The sequence below is a fragment of the Janibacter sp. UYMM211 genome (genome assembly GCF_040547045.1).
Taxonomy (GTDB): domain Bacteria; phylum Actinomycetota; class Actinomycetes; order Actinomycetales; family Dermatophilaceae; genus Marihabitans; species Marihabitans melonis.
Window position 1 is genome coordinate 826,488 of sequence record NZ_JBEPOY010000001.1, and the last position, 15,376, is coordinate 841,863.

Consider the following 15,376-nt stretch of genomic DNA (forward strand, 5'->3'; position numbering starts at 1 on the left):
ACCTGCGGTGACAGTGAACCGCTCACCGCAGGAGGTGCGCCACGGAATCGCCCCAACTTCGCCGTAACGATCCGGTAACCCGGTCGACGCACGAAGGGGGGACGAGCCCACGCGAGAGGGCCCGGCGGCCGTGGCCGCCGGGCCCTCCTCACCTCCTCAGCGCCGGTCGCGGTGCGACCTCGCGAGGTCCCGCAGCCACAGCGCCGAGTCCTTCGGCGTGCGCTCCTGGGTCTCGAAGTCGACGTGGACGACCCCGAAGCGGCGGTCGTAGCCGAAGGCCCACTCGAAGTTGTCCAGCAGCGACCAGGCGAAGTAGGCCCGCACGTCGACCCCGTCGTCGATCGCGTCCGCGACGGCGCTGACGTGCCCCGAGTAGTAGCTCGTGCGGTCGAGGTCGTGGACGGCACGGCCGCCGTCCTCGTCGGTGCTCACCTCGTCCTCGTAGGCGGCGCCGTTCTCCGTGATGATCAGCGGCAGACCGGGGAAGTCGTCGCGCAGGCGGCGCAGCATGCCCGACAGCGCGGACGGCTCGACGAGCCACCCCATCCGGGTGCGCTCCCCCTCGGGCTCGACGAAGTCGACGCCGGTCGCCCCGACCCAAGGGGTGGCCGAGCCCTCGCCGTGGCCGCCGCTGCTGCTCGGCTCCTCGCCCTCGGCGAGACCGCGCACGATCGTCGGCGTGTAGTAGTTGATGCCGAGCGCGCTCACCGGCACGTGCGCGAGCGCCTCGTCTCCGTCGCGCACGAAGGACCAGTCGGTGACGTGGGCGGTGTCCTCGAAGAGGTCCTGCGGGTAGGCGCCGCGCAGCATCGGCCCGGTGAAGATCCGGTTGCCGACGGCGTCGAGCCGGCGGGCGGCGTCGACGTCGGCCGCGCTGCTCGGGTCGGCCGGGCGGATCGCGTGGTGGTTGAGGGTGACCATGACCGACGCGTCGTCGCCGAGCTCGGCGCGGATCGCCCGGGCGGCGAGGCCGTGGCCGAGGTTGAGGTGGTGGGCGGCGGCGAGCGCGGCGGCCGGCTCCGTGCGACCCGGCGCGTGCACGCCGGAGGCGTAGCCGAGGAAGGCCGACACCCACGGCTCGTTGAGGGTCGTCCACGTGCCGACGAGGTCGCCGAGCTCGCGGGCCAGCACCCCGGCGTACTCGGCGAAGCGCTCGGCGGTCTCGCGCACCGGCCAGCCGCCCGCGTCCTCCAGCGGCTGCGGCAGGTCCCAGTGGTAGAGCGTGACGACGGTGTCGACGTCGCGCTCGCGCAGACCGGTGAGCACCCGCTTGTAGAAGTCGAGCCCCTCCTGGCTGACCGCTCCCGAGCCGGTCGGCACGATCCTCGGCCAGGCGACGGAGAGGCGGTAGGCGTCGAGACCGAGGTCGGCGACGAGCGCGACGTCGCTCTCCCACCGGTGGTAGTGGTCGCACGCGACGTCGCCGGTGTCGCCGCCCATGATCATGCCCGGGGTGTGGCTGAAGGTGTCCCAGATGGAGGGGCCACGTCCCCCTTCGTCCACTGCCCCCTCGATCTGGTACGACGCGGTCGCGGCTCCCAGTCGGAAGCCGGCGGGCAGCCGGGCGGCGAGATCGGCGGGCGGGATGACGGGGTATCGCTCCATGGGGCCATCCTGCCGGTCGTAGGCTGGTGCCGTGACGCAAGAGAGCATGAGCACCAGCCCTGTCGACCTCGGCGCGACCGACCACGCCTTCGACGACCTCCTCCAGGCCAACCGCGACTTCGCCGAGGACTTCGCCCTCGCCGGCTTCGACGGCGTGGCCCGGGCCGGCGTCGCCGTGGTCACGTGCATGGACAGCCGCATCGACCCCCTGGGGATGCTCGGCCTGTCCCCCGGCGACGCGAAGATCTTCCGCAACCCCGGCGGGCGGGTCACCGCCGCCGCGCTCGAGGCGATCGTCCTCGCCGTGCACCTGCTCGGGGTCGAGCGCGTCCTCGTCGTGCCGCACACGCGGTGCGCGGTCGCCTCCTCGACGGAGGAGCAGCTGCGCGAGGCCGTCGCCGCCTCGGCCGGCATGGACGCGTCGTGGCAGGCCTTCAACGTCGTCACCGACCAGGTGCAGACGCTGCGCCAGGACGTCGCCGCGGTGCGCGCGCACCCCCTCGTCGCCGGGCGCGTGCGCGTCGGCGGCTTCATCTACGACGTCGACAGCGGGCTGCTGCAGCAGCACGTCTGACCGGGCCCGGGGCAGCCGCCCCGACCCCCAGGGTCAGAGCGCGAGGCGCTCCCGGACGACCCCGGCGAGCGCCTCGCCGACCTGCTGCGCGTGCTCCTGCGTCGGGGCCTCGACCATGACGCGCACGAGCGGCTCGGTGCCGGACTTGCGCATGAGGACACGACCCGAGCCGGCGAGGCCCGCCTCGTGCTCCTGCACCGCGCTGCGCACGCCCTCGTCGGTGTCGACGCGGGACTTGTCGACGCCCCCGACGTTGATGAGCACCTGGGGCAGCCGGGTCATGACGGAGGCCAGCTCGGCGAGCGGGCGCCCGGTCGCGGCCACCTGCGCGGCGATCATCAGACCGGTGAGCACGCCGTCGCCGGTCGTGCCGTGGTCGAGCATAATGACGTGCCCGGACTGCTCGCCGCCGAGCGAGTAGCTGCCGCGGCGCATCTCCTCGAGGACGTAGCGGTCGCCGACGCCGGTCTGCTTCACGGCGATGCCGGCCTCGCGCATGGCGTTGAGCAGACCGAGGTTGCTCATGACGGTCGCGACGAGCGTGTCGTCGGCGAGCCGGCCGCGCTCCTTGAGCGCGATCGCGAGCACCGCCATGATCTGGTCGCCGTCGACGACCTGACCCGTCGCGTCGACCGCGAGGCAGCGGTCGGCGTCGCCGTCGTGGGCGATGCCGAGATCGGCGCCGTGGGTGACGACGGCCTCCTGCAGCTGCTCGAGGTGGGTCGAGCCGTAGCCGTCGTTGATGTTGAGCCCGTCCGGGCTGGCGCCGATGACGTGCACCGTCGCGCCGGCGAGGCGGAAGACCTCGGGCGAGACCTCGCTCGCCGCCCCGTGCGCCGCGTCGAGGACGACCGTGAGGCCCTCGAGCGAGCCGGGGACCGCGAGGAGGAGGTGGCGGATGTAGCGCGCCCCGCCGTCGGCCATGACCTGGACGCGGCCGACCTCGGCGCCGGTCGGGCGCAGCGGCTCCTGGCCCATGCGGGCCTCGATCTCGTCCTCGACGGCGTCGGGCAGCTTGTGCCCGCCCCGGGCGAAGAACTTGATGCCGTTGTCGGGCATCGCGTTGTGCGACGCCGAGAGCATGACCCCGAAGTCGGCGTCGGTGTCGGCGGTGAGGTAGGCGATCGCCGGGGTCGGCAGGACGCCCGCGTCGTAGACGTCGACGCCGGCCGAGGCGAGCCCGGCGACGACGGCGGCGGAGAGGAACTCACCGGAGGCCCGCGGGTCGCGGCCGACGACGGCGCGGGGGCGGTGCCCGTGCTCGTGGTCGCGCCGTCGCAGGACGACGGCCGCGGCCTGTGCGAGGGAGAGGGCGAAGTCCGCGGTGATGACGTCGCCGTTGGCGAGCCCGCGCACGCCGTCAGTGCCGAAGATTCGTGCCATGTCGCTCTCGGTGCCTTCCAGTTGGGGATCGGCCCCCCGGCAGGCAGCCGGCGTGAGGACCTTGCGGCTCGCAGCACGATACCCGCGACCTAGGCTGGAGTCCTCCGCGACCCACGGCAGGTGGGCCGACGAGCAGGAAGGGCTCCGCCCGTGATCGACTTCCGCCCCTCCGCGGGCCCGACGCTCGGCGTCGAGTGGGAGCTGGCCCTCGTCGACGGCGACACCCTCGACCTCGTGCCGCGCGCCGACGACGTCGTCGCCGGCGTGGCCGAGGCCCTCGACGACGAGCACGTCTCCGCCCGCGTCCACCGCGAGCTGCTGAGCAACACCGTCGAGATCGTCACCGGCATCTGCGACGACGTGCCGCAGGTGAGCGCCGACCTCGACTCCTCGCTGCGCGCGCTGCGCCAGGTCACCGACCCGCTCGGTCTCGAGCTCATGTGCGCCGGCACCCACCCCTTCGCCCAGTGGCAGAGCCAGCAGGTGAGCGAGGGCGAGCGCTACGCCACCCTCATCGACCGCACGCGGTGGTGGGGCCGCCAGATGGTCATCTACGGCGTCCACGTCCACGTCGGCATCACCGACGCCGCGAAGGTGCTGCCCATCCTCAACGGCATGCTCACCTACGCCCCGCACCTCCAGGCGCTCTCGGCGTCCTCGCCCTTCTGGGCCGGCGAGGAGACCGGGTACGCGAGCAACCGCGCCCAGATGTTCCAGCAGCTGCCGACCGCCGGGCTGCCCTTCCAGTTCGACACGTGGCCGGAGTACGAGCGCTACGTCGACGACCTCATGGTCACCGGGGTCATCGACGAGCTCAAGGAGATCCGCTGGGACATCCGCCCGGCGCCCCACCTCGGCACGCTCGAGATCCGCGTCTGCGACGGCATCCCGACGCTGCGCGAGCTCGCCGCGATCACCGCGCTCGTCCAGTGCCTCGTGGTGTGGCTCGACGACCGGCTCACCGACGGCGGCACCCTGCGCACGCTGCCGCCGTGGCACGTCCAGGAGAACAAGTGGCGCACCGCGCGCTACGGCATGGACTCGATCATCATCTGCGACGACCGCAACCGCGAGCGGCTCGTCACCGAGGACCTCGCCGACCTGCTCGAGCGCCTCGCCCCGGTCGCCCGCCGCCTCGGCTGCGAGACCGAGCTCGCCGACGTCGAGCAGATCACCCGCACCGGCGCGAGCTACCAGCGCCAGCTGCGCGTCGCGCAGGAGGAGGGCACCCTCGTCGGGGTCGCCCGCTCCCTCGTCGACGAGCTGCGCGCCGGGCAGCCGGGTCGACCCGGCCCCGCCTGACCGAGGGCGAAGGGGGACGCGGGCCGACGGGGGACCTGTCAGTCCCGGCGGGCGCGGGCCTCACGGGCGCGCGCGGCCAGCCGGTCGTCGTCGGGGTAGCTGACCTCGACCAGGCTCAGCCCGTGCGCGGGCATGACCTTGACGCGGGGGTCCCGCACCCCGGCGGTGAGCACCTCGAGGGGCCATCCGGTCCCCTGCCGGCCCTGCCCGACGGGCACGACGGCACCGACGAGAGCACGCACCATCGAGTGGCAGAAGGCGTCGGCGACGACGCGGCCCTCGACGAGCCCGTCCTCGGTGCGCCGCCACGAGTGCTCGACGAGTGTGCGGGTGGTCGTCGCGCCCTCGCGCCGCTTGCAGAAGGCGGCGAAGTCGCGCAGCCCGAGCATCGCCGTGGCCGCCTCGTCCATCGCCGCGACGTCGAGCGGCTCGCGCAGGGCGACGACGTCGTGACGTCGCAGCGGGTCGCGGCGGCCCGGGTCGTCGCCGATGAGGTAGCGGTAGCGCCGTTGCAGGGCGGAGAAGCGCGCGTCGAAGCCCTCGGGCGCCCGGGTCACGGCGTGCAGCGCGACATCCGGGGGCAGCATCCCGCGCAGCCGGGCGAGCAGGGCCTCCTGCGGGCTGCGTTCGCGACGGCCGCGTGCGGCCTCGAGCGCCTCCGGCGGCAGGTCGACGTGGCAGACCTGCCCGGCGGCGTGCACCCCGGCGTCGGTGCGCCCCGCGACGACGACACGGACCCCCGAGGTGCGGCAGATCGTCTCGAGCGCGCTCGTCAGCTCGCCCTCGACGGTGCGCAGACCGGGCTGGGCGGCCCACCCCGCGAAGCCCCCGCCGTCGTAGGCGAGGTCGAGGCGCAGACGCACGACGAAGGGCCCCACCGCATGGTGGGGCCCTTCGCCGGAAGCGCTCTCGATCAACGCTTGGAGTACTGCGGCGCCTTGCGCGCCTTCTTCAGACCAGCCTTCTTGCGCTCCGGGACGCGGGCGTCACGGGTGAGGAAGCCGGCCTTCTTCAGCGTGTCGCGGTTGAGCTCGGGGTCCACGCCGTTGAGGCTGCGGGCGACGCCGAGGCGGACCGCCCCGGCCTGGCCGGAGGGGCCACCGCCGTGCACGCGGACGAGCACGTCGTAGGCGCCGTCGAGCTCGAGCACCGTGAAGGGCTCGGCGACGATCTGCTGGTGGACCTTGTTTGGGAAGTACTCCTCGAGCGTGCGCCCGTTGATCTTCCACTCGCCGGTGCCGGGGACGATCCGCACGCGGGCGATGGCCTGCTTGCGGCGGCCGGTGCCGGCGCCGGGGGCCGAGGCCGAGGGACGACGAGCCGGCTCGGCGTCGCCGACGGGGCCGTCGGACTCGGAGGTGTAGGAGGTGAGCTCGACGTCGTCGCCGAGCTGCTCGGTGGTGTCGGTGGTGTCAGCCACGTGTCAGTCCTTCGTCGTGATTCTGCGCGCGGCTTACTGCGCGACCTGGGAGATCGTGTAGGGGGTCGGCTGCTGGGCGCCGTGGGGGTGCTCCGCACCGGCGTAGACCTTGAGCTTGCTCAGCTGCTGGCGGCCGAGGGAGTTGCGGGGCAGCATGCCGCGGATCGCCTTCTCGACGGCGCGCTCCGGGTTCTTCTCGAGCAGCTCGGTGTAGGAGGTCGAGCTCAGACCACCCGGGTAGCCCGAGTGGCGGTAGGCGCGCTTCTGCTCGGCCTTGGAGCCGGTGAGCGCGACCTTGTCGGCGTTGATGATGATGACGAAGTCGCCGGTGTCGACGTGCGGGGCGAAGGTCGTCTTGTGCTTGCCGCGCAGGAGGATCGCGGTCTGGCTCGCGAGACGGCCGAGGACGACGTCAGTGGCGTCGATGACGTGCCACTGACGGGTGATGTCGCCCGCCTTGGGGGTGTAGGTACGCACAGGTGCAGCCTTTGTGTCGTGTCGTTCGGGGTACCCGACAATTCTACGGGCGGGCCGCACACCGCCCGAAATCGCGGGCGCACCCCCTGGAGCCCTACGGGCGAGCGGGATCCGGCGGACTCCGCCCGGCGCGACGCGCTTGCCCCGCCGCGGATCGCACACTTATTGTGCGATCCATGAGCACCCCGGGCACCCCCGACGGCTGGCGTCTGCTGGCCCACCCGCTGCGCACCCGCATCCTCGCGCACCTGCGGCTGCACGGCGGCTCGACGTCGGCGGAGCTGGCCCGGGCGCTCGGCACGAACTCGGGCGCCACGAGCTACCACCTGCGCACTCTCGCCGAGGGCGGGCTCGTCGAGGACACCGGTCTGGGCAACGCCAAGACCCGGGTCTGGGCCCTGCCCGACGAGGACGACGACGACGTCGTCGTCACCCGTGTCGGCACGGACGACGACGACCCGCTGAGCGCGCAGGACGAGGCCTGGCTGGCGCACGACCACGTCGAGCACCTCGCCGCGCGCGCCCATGCCTGGGTCGACGCCGCGCCGACGTGGCCCCTCGTGTGGCAGGAGGAGGCCGGCCTGCACGACCAGGCCGTGCTCGTCGACGAGGAGCAGCTCGTCGCGCTGCGCACCGAGGTCATGCGCACCCTCGAGCGCTACCGGCGGATCGGCGCGGGCACCCCGGGCGCGAAGCGCGTGGCCGTCACCCTCGCGGTGCACCCCGTCGACCGGACCCCGCGGTCATGACCGGCGAGCGCCCCCTCGACGAGGGGCCCTTCTTCCACGGCACGCGAGCCCCCCTTCGCCCCGGTGACCACCTCGTCGCCGGACGCCCCTCGAACTACCGAGCCGGTCTGACGATGCGCCACGTCTACATCACCTCGCTCGTCGACGGGGCCGCTCTGGCCGCCGAGCTCGCCGTGCTGCTCGGGCCGGAGGGCAGCGAGCCGCACGTCTACCGCGTCGAGCCCACCGGTCCCTACGTCGACGACCCGAACGTCACCGACAAGAAGTTCCCCGGCAACCCCACGCGCTCCTACCGCACGAGCGCCCCGGTCCTCGTCGTCGAGGAGGTCACGGGGTGGACCCGGCTCACGCCGGAGGCCCTCGACCTCTGGCGCGAGCGTCTGGCCGCGCTGAGCCAGGCCGAGATCATCAACTGACCCGGCCGGGTCGACGAAGGACCGTCACCTCGAGGTGACGGTCCTTCGTCGAACCACGCGAAGGGGGGCGCCCCCTAGCTGCTCGTCGCCTGGCCGACGTGCGTGGCCGAGTCGTAGGAGAAGACGGTCTTCGCGCCGTCGGCCGGGACGGTGACGGTGATGTTGCCGCCCGTCGGCGACCCGCCGGCCCCGTAGCTCGTCGTCCACGACAGGTCGTGGGCGATCTTGAAGCTCCACGTGCCCGCGGGGATCTTCGTCGTCGCCCACGTGTACGTGCCGTCGCCGTCCTTGTCCTGCAGCCACGGGCGCATGCACGCCGGTGACCAGTCGGCCGCGCAGCCGAGCTCGGACTGGTAGTCACCGGGCGCGGTGACGACCGGGCCGTCCTCGGACGTCGTCGCCCAGTGCGTCGTCGGGTCGTAGTAGAAGCTCACGGGGCCGTCGGTCTCGTAGGAGATGTTCGCGCCGTCGCGCTCCCCCTTCTCGCCGTAGTTCTCGGTCCACGTCCGGTCGAGCGCGGCCTTGAAGGCGTAGGGCCCGGCCGGGAGCGTGTAGCTGCCCTTCCAGATCGAGTCCTGCGGGTCCAGGGTCAGCTGCGCCTGGTCGCACCAGGGCTCCCAGTCGGCGGCGCAGCCCATCTCGGAGTTGTGGGTGCCCGCGACGGCGACGGCACCGGGCTGGGTGGCCGGCGGGTCGCCGATCTCGGCCTCGGGCGCCGGTCCGGTGGCGGAGACGACGCTGGCCCAGTCGCTGTCGGCAGAGACCCGGCCCGCGGCGTCCTCGACGACGACGCGGTACTCGAGCATCGTCCCGAGCGCCATGCCCTCGACGTCGTGGAAGACGCGGTAGGGCGCGTTGTCGTCGGTGCCCACGGTGCGCCAGGTCTTCGTGCCGACCGGGCGGTAGAGGACGGTCGCCTGGGCGAAGGTCCCCGTGGTGACGTCGGCGGAGATCTCCGCGCGCCCGCCGACGGCGTGGTCGGCGCCGGCGCTCAGCTCGACCGTCGGCGCCGCGGTGCCGGTCGAGATCGTCCGGTTGGCCTTCCACACGCGCACCGACAGCGGCGGCACGGTGACGCTCACGCGACCGTCGGCGCCGGGGCGCACCGACGGGGCGCCCGGGGTCACCGGCGTGAAGAGCGCGCCGTCGTAGCGGCCCTTGCCGGGGCGGGCCGACCCCTTCGTCCACGTCGCGAAGCTCGCGGTCTGCGTCGTCGTCGAGTTGTTCGCCGCGACGACGTACTCGACCTTCTTCGACGCGTCGAGACGGGACACCGCGAAGATGCCCGCGTCGTCGGAGGCGTACCGCGCGACCTGCGCCCCGTCGGCGAGCGCGGGGTGCTTCGCGCGCATCCGGGAGAGCTCGGCGACGTGGCGGTAGAGCGGGTGGGTGCGCGAGTAGCGGTCGCGCGAGCCCTCCGGCCCGGCGAGGACGTCCTCGGCGTTGTAGATGTCGGTCTTGCTGGCGAACATGTCCTGCCGCGCCAGCTGGTCGCCGCCGGTGCCGATGAAGCCCTGCTCGTCGCCGTAGTACGTCACCGGGTTGCCGCGGGTGGTGAACATCAGGCTCTGCGCGAGCCGCACGCGGGCGAGGTGCTGCTTCTCGTCCGCGCTCGAGTCCTTCAAGAACATCGAGGCGCGGCCCATGTCGTGGTTCCCGAGGAAGGTCGGCAGCTGGTAGGCGTTGCTGTCCGCGTCGGTGTACCAGTCGTCCTTGGCGAAGAAGTCGGCGAGCGTCGCGGCCGACTTCCCCTTCGCGAAGTCGACGCCCTGCTGCTGGAAGCCGAAGTCGAGGGTGGCCTGGAGCTTGCCGCGGGTCGTGTACTCAGACATCACCGCGGGGTTGCCGTCGTAGACCTCGCCGAAGGCGAAGAAGTCGTCGTTCTTCTTCTGCGCGTGGGTGAGCAGGTCGGGCATGAACTGCTGCCAGAACTCGAGGTTGACGTGCTTGACGGTGTCGATCCGGAAGCCGTCGATGCCGAAGTCGGCCCACTGCTTGTAGATCTCGCCCATGCCCTCGACGACCTCGGGCCGCTCGGTGAAGAGGTCGTCGAGACCGATGAAGTCCCCGTACGTCGAGCTCTCGCCGGCGAAGGTCGAGTCACCGCGGTTGTGGTACATCAGCGGGTCGTTGAGCCACGCCGGGACCTTGACGTCCTTCTCCGCGGGACGCACGAAGGGGGTGTACGGGAAGGACGTGCGGTCCATCGCCGGCCACTGCGAGGCGGGCTTGCCGACGAAGTCGCGGTCGTCGAAGGCCGTGCCGCTCGTGTCGGTGTACGGCGAGGACTTCTTGCTCTTGTACGTGTACGCGCCCTCCTCGTAGTCGATGACGTCCGCGGTGTGGTTGGTGATGATGTCGAAGAAGACCTTCATCCCCTTCTTGTGCGCGGCGTCGATGAGGGTCTTCATCTCGGCGTTCGTGCCCAGGTGCGGGTCGATCTGGGTGAAGTCGGTGATCCAGTACCCGTGGTAGCCCGCGCTCTCCTCGCCGGCCTTGCCCTGCACCGGCTTGTTCTTGAAGCTTGGGGTGAGCCAGATCGCGGTCGTCCCCATGCCCTTGATGTAGTCGAGCTTGCCGGTGAGGCCCTTGAGGTCACCCCCGTGGTAGAAGGCCTTGTCGCTCGGGTCGTACCCGGTGGTGAGGGGCCCGCCGGTGAGCCCGCCGCGGTCGTTGGCGGTGCTGCCGTTGGCGAAGCGGTCGGCCATGACGAAGTAGAAGCGCTCGCGCCCCAGCGGCCCGCGCAGCGAGTCGGCGGCGGCCTTCTTGTCCGCGCTGCTCGTCGCCCCGGCGAGGCCGAGCGGCGTCATGGTGGTGACGTGGCTCGTCTCGTCGTAGCTCACCCGCAGCCGGGCCGGGCCCTCGAGCACGAGCGGCACGTTCGAGCCGTCCTTGACGCCCCCGGCGCCGTAGTTCTCGGCCCACCCGTCGTCGATGGCGACCTTGTACTCGTAGCTGCCGGCGGGCAGCGAGATCGTCGCCGACCACGTCTTCCCGGAGGCATCCTGGACGAGGTGGGCCTTCGCGCACGCGGGGTCCCAGTCGGCGGCGCAGCCGAGCTCGTCCTGCAACGAGCCGACGAGGGTGACGCTGCTCGGCTCGGCGGCGCTGGCGGGTGCGGACAGGGCGAAGGGGGCGGCCGCGAGGGCGATCGCGAGGGCTGCGGCGTGGGGGCGTCGGACCATGGGGTGCTCCTTGCGGGTAGCCCTCGCCGTCGAGGGCAGTCGGGCGGAGCGTAGGCCCGCCGTGACCTGCGGCGACAGGTGATCGCGGACTTCTTGGACAATCCTTTACCGAGCGGCCCGCCCGGGCACGACGAAGGGGTGAGCCCCCGCTGCTGCGGGAGGCTCACCCCTTCGTCAGGTGAGGGCCTGGGTCAGGCCTTCTCGCCCTCGGTCGACTCCGTCGACTCGGTGGCCTCGGTCGAGTCCGTGGCCTCGGCCGCGGGGGCCTCGGTCTCGGTGGTCTCGTCCGTGCTCTCCGGGGCCTCCTGCGCCTCCTCGTCCTTGGCCGAGCGCGCGGTGGCGGCCTCGGCCTCGGCGACGACGGCGCGCTTGGGCTTGGCGGAGACGGGCTCGCGCACGAGCTCGATGACGCACATGGGGGCGTTGTCGCCCTTGCGCGGCGCGATCTTCGTGATGCGGGTGTAGCCGCCCTCGCGGTCGGTCATGTCGGGCGCGATCTCGGTGAAGAGACGGTGCACGACACCCTTGTCCTTGACGACCGTCATGACCTTGCGACGGGCGTGCAGGTCACCGCGCTTGGCGAAGGTGACGAGACGCTCGGCGAGCGGGCGCAGACGCTTGGCCTTGGCCTGCGTCGTCGTGATCTGGTCGTGCTCGAAGAGCGACTGGGCCAGGTTGCCGAGCATGAGGCGCTCGTGCGCCGGGCCGCCACCCAGACGACGTCCCTTGGTGGGGGTGGGCATGGTGATTCTCCTTGAGTTGCAAGCCGACCCGGACGGGTCAGGCCGTCGGGTGGGTCAGAGCTGCTCGTCCTCGACGAAGGACTGGTCGTCCTCGTAGTCCTCGTCGCCGTAGCTGTCGACGATCTGGCTCGGGTCGAAGCCGGGAGGGCTGTCCTTGAGGGCCATGCCCATGCCGTGCAGCTTGGCCTTGACCTCGTCGATCGACTTCGCGCCGAAGTTGCGGATGTCGAGCAGGTCGGCCTCGCTGCGACCGACGAGCTCGCCGACGGTGTGGATGCCCTCGCGCTTGAGGCAGTTGTAGGACCGGACGGTGAGGTCGAGGTCCTCGATCGGCAGCGCCATGTCCGCGGCGAGCGCGGCGTCGGTCGGCGACGGGCCCATGTCGATGCCCTCGGCCTCGACGTTGAGCTCACGGGCCAGGCCGAAGAGCTCGACGAGCGTCTTGCCGGCGGAGGCCATGGCGTCGGCCGGGGTCATCGAGCTCTTCGTCTCGACGTCGACGACGAGACGGTCGAAGTCGGTGCGCTGCTCGACACGGGTCGCCTCGACCTTGTAGGTCACGGCGAGGACCGGGCTGTAGATGGAGTCGACCGGGATGCGGCCGATCTCCTGCTCGCCGGACTTGTTCTGCTGGGCCGAGACGTAGCCGCGGCCGCGCTCGACGGTGAGCTCCATCTCGACGGAGCCCTTGTCGTTGAGCGTCGCGATGTGCAGGTCCGGGTTGTGGACCTCGACGCCGGCCGGCGGGTTGATGTCCGCGGCGGTGACGGGGCCGGAGCCGGTCTTGCGCAGGTACATGACGACCGGCTCGTCGTTCTCCGAGGAGACGACGAGGCTCTTGAGGTTGAGGATGATCTCGGTGACGTCCTCCTTGACCCCCGGGATCGTGGAGAACTCGTGGAGCACGCCGTCGATCCGGATGGAGGTGAGGGAGGCACCCGGGATGCTGCTCAGCAGGGTGCGACGCAGGGAGTTGCCCAGCGTGTAGCCGAAGCCCGGCTCGAGGGGCTCGATGACGAACCGCGAGCGGTTGTCGGCGACGACGTCCTCGCTGAGGGTGGGGCGCTGTGCGATGAGCACGGTTGTTCCTTCCCACGGGCGACCGCTATATGACGCCTCGTGATGCTGCCGGTGCGACCCGGCTGGTCGTCGCGCATCGGTCCGCGACGACGACCCTGGTGGTCCTCGGACCGGGGGCTCCCCCTTCGCCTCAGGGACGAAGGGGGAGCCACCCGGCAGATCCGAGGATCAGTTCTTCGAGTAGAGCTCGACGATCAGCTGCTCGGTGAGCGGGGTGTCGATCTGCTCACGGGTCGGCAGCTGGTGCACGAGGATCTTCAGGCTGCCCGGGACGACGTGGAGCCACGCCGGGACGGGACGCTCGCCGAAGGTCTCACGCGCGAGCTGGAAGGGGAAGCTCTCCACGGACTGCTTGCGCACCGTGATGATGTCGTACTGCTCGACGCGGTGGCTGGGGACGTCGGTCCGCACGCCGTTGATCTCGAAGTGACCGTGGGTCACGAGCTGACGCGCATGACGACGGGTCCGGGCGAGACCGGTGCGGTAGATGACGTTGTCCAGGCGCGACTCGAGGATGATCAGCAGGTTCGAGCCGGTCTTGCCGGGGCGGTTGGCCGCCTCCTTGTAGTACCGGACGAACTGCTTCTCCATGACGCCGTAGGTGAAGCGGGCGCGCTGCTTCTCCTGGAGCTGGGTGAGGTACTCCTTCTCCTGGATCCGGCGACGGCCGTGCTGGCCGGGCGGGAAGGGACGGAGCTCGAAGTTCTTGTCGCCGCCGACGAGGTCGAGCTTGAGGCGACGGGACTTCTTGGTGATGGGGCCGGTGTAACGAGCCATGGTCTATATCTCCTAGGTTCCCGTGCTCAGACGCGACGGCGCTTGGGCGGACGGACCCCGTTGTGCGGGCTGGGCGTGACGTCGCTGATCGCGCCGACCTCGAGGCCGGCAGCGGTCAGGGAGCGGATCGCGGTCTCACGACCGGAGCCCGGGCCCTTGACGAAGACGTCGACCTTGCGCATGCCGTGCTCCATGGCGCGACGCGCGGCGGCCTCGGCGGCCATCTGCGCGGCGTAGGGGGTCGACTTGCGCGAGCCCTTGAAGCCCACCTGGCCGGCGGAGGCCCAGGAGATCACCGCACCGGTCGGGTCGGTGATGGAGATGATCGTGTTGTTGAACGTGCTCTTGATGTGGGCCTGGCCCACGGCGACGTTCTTCTTGACCTTGCGACGCACCTTGGCGCCGGAACGGGTCTTGGGGGGCATTACTTACCAACCTTCTTCTTGCCGGCGACGGTGCGCTTCGGGCCCTTGCGGGTGCGCGCGTTGGTCTTGGTGCGCTGACCGCGCACGGGCAGACCGCGACGGTGACGCAGACCCTCGTAGGTGCCGATCTCGACCTTGCGGCGGATGTCGGCGGCGACCTCGCGGCGGAGGTCACCCTCGAGCTGGCAGTTGGCCTCGAGCCAGTCGCGCAGGGCGACGAGCTGGGTGTCGTCGAGGTCCTTGACGCGGGTGCTCGGGTCGACGCCGGTGGCGGCGAGGGCCTTCTGCGAGGTCGTGCGACCGACGCCGAAGATGTAGGTCAGTGCGACCTCGGCGCGCTTCTCGCGCGGGAGGTCCACTCCAACAAGACGTGCCATCTTGTGGTGTTTCCTTGTCTGTGCATCCGGAGGTCGTGGTGCAGCACCGGTCCGAGGAGATCTCCCCGCACCTGGGCGGGGTCCTGCGGTCCTCGGCCTCCGGGCCGAGGGTGACGTCCTGCGCGGCGCGACTGCGCCGCCAGATCCGGCCGCGAGGCGGCCTTCTTCAGGGGTCGGGTGCTGCGTGCGGTGTGTACGTGTCGTGAAGCTCTATGACGTGGTGCTGGGCCCGTGAGGGCCCGGGTGGGTCGCGATCAGCCCTGGCGCTGCTTGTGGCGCAGGTTCTCGCAGATCACCATGACCCGACCGTTGCGGCGGATCACCTTGCACTTGTCACAGATCTTCTTGACGCTCGGCTGAACCTTCACTGCCAACTCGTCCTTGGTCGATCTGTCCCGAGCCCCAGATGGGTGCCGGGTCGTACATGCGTCTGGTCGGGCGGCCCGACCGTCAGCGGTAGCGGAAGACGATGCGGCCGCGGGTCAGGTCGTACGGGCTGAGCTCGACGACAACCTTGTCCTCGGGGAGGATCCGGATGTAGTGCTGACGCATCTTGCCCGAGATGTGGGCGAGAACCTTGTGACCGTTCGTCAGCTCGACCCGGAACATCGCGTTCGGGAGTGCTTCGACGATCGTGCCCTCGACCTCGATGACACCGTCCTTCTTGGCCATATCCTCTCAATCCGTGTGATTGGGGCCCTCTGGATGAGGACGCCCGGAGACGCCCCGCGCGCGCAGCACGCACACGAGAGCGACGCCCCATCCTACGGGACCGGGTGAGGACCCACGAAATCGGGTGAGCAGCACCGGTGGGCCGCTGACCGGGCGGCGGCGGCGCGTCCGCCGCCGGGCCCGCAGGTGAG

Annotated in this window: 17 protein-coding genes; 4 read left to right on the top strand and 13 right to left on the bottom strand. The window is 71.3% G+C overall.

All coding sequences use genetic code 11. The features are described from left to right. Window positions 1–156 precede the first annotated feature (156 nt). The gene (locus ABIB53_RS03725) at window positions 157–1,605 is read right to left on the bottom strand and encodes a GH1 family beta-glucosidase (protein WP_354587175.1); all 1,449 of its coding nucleotides are present in this window, start codon (window positions 1,603–1,605) and stop codon (window positions 157–159) included. Window positions 1,606–1,651: 46 nt separating this feature from the next. Between ABIB53_RS03725 and ABIB53_RS03730 the strand changes: the two genes are divergently transcribed. Next, a complete protein-coding gene (locus tag ABIB53_RS03730) occupies window positions 1,652–2,179 on the top strand; it encodes a beta-class carbonic anhydrase (RefSeq protein ID WP_068277218.1) in 528 nt (175 codons plus the stop codon). A 33-nt stretch (window positions 2,180–2,212) separates the two neighbouring features. On the opposite strand, the gene glmM is transcribed toward ABIB53_RS03730, so the two are convergent. Next, window positions 2,213–3,562 carry a phosphoglucosamine mutase gene (gene glmM, locus ABIB53_RS03735; protein WP_123092216.1) on the bottom strand — a complete coding sequence of 450 codons (1,350 nt, stop codon included), beginning with the start codon at window positions 3,560–3,562 and terminating at the stop codon, window positions 2,213–2,215. Between the two features lie 150 nt (window positions 3,563–3,712). Here glmM and ABIB53_RS03740 point away from each other — a divergent pair, with 150 nt between their 5' ends. After that, window positions 3,713–4,864, top strand: a complete 1,152-nt coding sequence (locus ABIB53_RS03740; RefSeq protein WP_354587176.1) for a glutamate--cysteine ligase — start codon at window positions 3,713–3,715, stop codon at window positions 4,862–4,864. A gap of 38 nt (window positions 4,865–4,902) precedes the next feature. Here the strand turns inward: ABIB53_RS03740 and truA are convergent, their stop codons facing one another. From truA to rplM, 3 genes are read right to left on the bottom strand one after another with little or no spacing between them, the layout of a single operon-like run. After that, window positions 4,903–5,742, bottom strand: coding sequence for a tRNA pseudouridine(38-40) synthase TruA (gene truA / locus ABIB53_RS03745; protein ID WP_354587177.1), 840 nt, complete (start codon window positions 5,740–5,742; stop codon window positions 4,903–4,905). Window positions 5,743–5,777: 35 nt separating this feature from the next. Further along, entirely contained in the window at window positions 5,778–6,284 is a 507-nt protein-coding gene (rpsI, locus tag ABIB53_RS03750) for a 30S ribosomal protein S9 (RefSeq protein WP_068277213.1), read from the bottom strand. A gap of 33 nt (window positions 6,285–6,317) precedes the next feature. After that, the gene (rplM, locus tag ABIB53_RS03755; RefSeq protein WP_068277211.1) at window positions 6,318–6,761 is read right to left on the bottom strand and encodes a 50S ribosomal protein L13; all 444 of its coding nucleotides are present in this window, start codon (window positions 6,759–6,761) and stop codon (window positions 6,318–6,320) included. Between the two features lie 176 nt (window positions 6,762–6,937). On the opposite strand from rplM, the gene ABIB53_RS03760 reads away from it, so the two are divergent. Both ABIB53_RS03760 and arr read left to right on the top strand, forming a co-directional pair. After that, window positions 6,938–7,510, top strand: coding sequence for a winged helix-turn-helix domain-containing protein (locus ABIB53_RS03760; RefSeq protein ID WP_201467602.1), 573 nt, complete (start codon window positions 6,938–6,940; stop codon window positions 7,508–7,510). Next, a complete protein-coding gene (gene arr / locus ABIB53_RS03765; RefSeq protein WP_123092220.1) occupies window positions 7,507–7,926 on the top strand; it encodes an NAD(+)--rifampin ADP-ribosyltransferase in 420 nt (139 codons plus the stop codon). Before ABIB53_RS03760 ends, arr begins: the two co-directional genes overlap by 4 nt. Before the next feature lie 74 nt (window positions 7,927–8,000). On the opposite strand, the gene ABIB53_RS03770 is transcribed toward arr, so the two are convergent. From ABIB53_RS03770 to infA, 8 genes are all read right to left on the bottom strand, one after another. Then, on the bottom strand, window positions 8,001–11,111 hold the full coding sequence (locus tag ABIB53_RS03770) for a pullulanase X25 domain-containing protein (protein WP_354587179.1): 3,111 nt from the start codon (window positions 11,109–11,111) through the stop codon (window positions 8,001–8,003). Window positions 11,112–11,302: 191 nt separating this feature from the next. Continuing rightward, window positions 11,303–11,854 (bottom strand): 50S ribosomal protein L17, encoded by a 552-nt coding sequence (gene rplQ / locus ABIB53_RS03775; RefSeq protein ID WP_201467607.1) that lies wholly within the window; start codon window positions 11,852–11,854, stop codon window positions 11,303–11,305. Window positions 11,855–11,908: 54 nt separating this feature from the next. Beyond that, window positions 11,909–12,934 (bottom strand): DNA-directed RNA polymerase subunit alpha, encoded by a 1,026-nt coding sequence (locus tag ABIB53_RS03780; RefSeq protein WP_123092223.1) that lies wholly within the window; start codon window positions 12,932–12,934, stop codon window positions 11,909–11,911. 168 nt (window positions 12,935–13,102) lie between these two features. After that, a complete protein-coding gene (gene rpsD, locus ABIB53_RS03785) occupies window positions 13,103–13,711 on the bottom strand; it encodes a 30S ribosomal protein S4 (protein WP_354587180.1) in 609 nt (202 codons plus the stop codon). A gap of 26 nt (window positions 13,712–13,737) precedes the next feature. Then, window positions 13,738–14,136: a 30S ribosomal protein S11 gene (gene rpsK / locus ABIB53_RS03790; RefSeq protein WP_068277192.1), complete on the bottom strand. Its 399-nt coding sequence runs from the start codon at window positions 14,134–14,136 to the stop codon at window positions 13,738–13,740. Continuing rightward, window positions 14,136–14,513 (bottom strand): 30S ribosomal protein S13, encoded by a 378-nt coding sequence (gene rpsM / locus ABIB53_RS03795; RefSeq protein WP_068277189.1) that lies wholly within the window; start codon window positions 14,511–14,513, stop codon window positions 14,136–14,138. Before rpsM ends, rpsK begins: the two co-directional genes overlap by 1 nt. Before the next feature lie 254 nt (window positions 14,514–14,767). Further along, the gene (rpmJ, locus tag ABIB53_RS03800) at window positions 14,768–14,881 is read right to left on the bottom strand and encodes a 50S ribosomal protein L36 (protein ID WP_006592630.1); all 114 of its coding nucleotides are present in this window, start codon (window positions 14,879–14,881) and stop codon (window positions 14,768–14,770) included. Between the two features lie 82 nt (window positions 14,882–14,963). Further along, complete coding sequence (gene infA / locus ABIB53_RS03805; RefSeq protein ID WP_007928045.1) at window positions 14,964–15,185, bottom strand: translation initiation factor IF-1; 222 nt, start codon at window positions 15,183–15,185, stop codon at window positions 14,964–14,966. Window positions 15,186–15,376 lie beyond the last annotated feature (191 nt).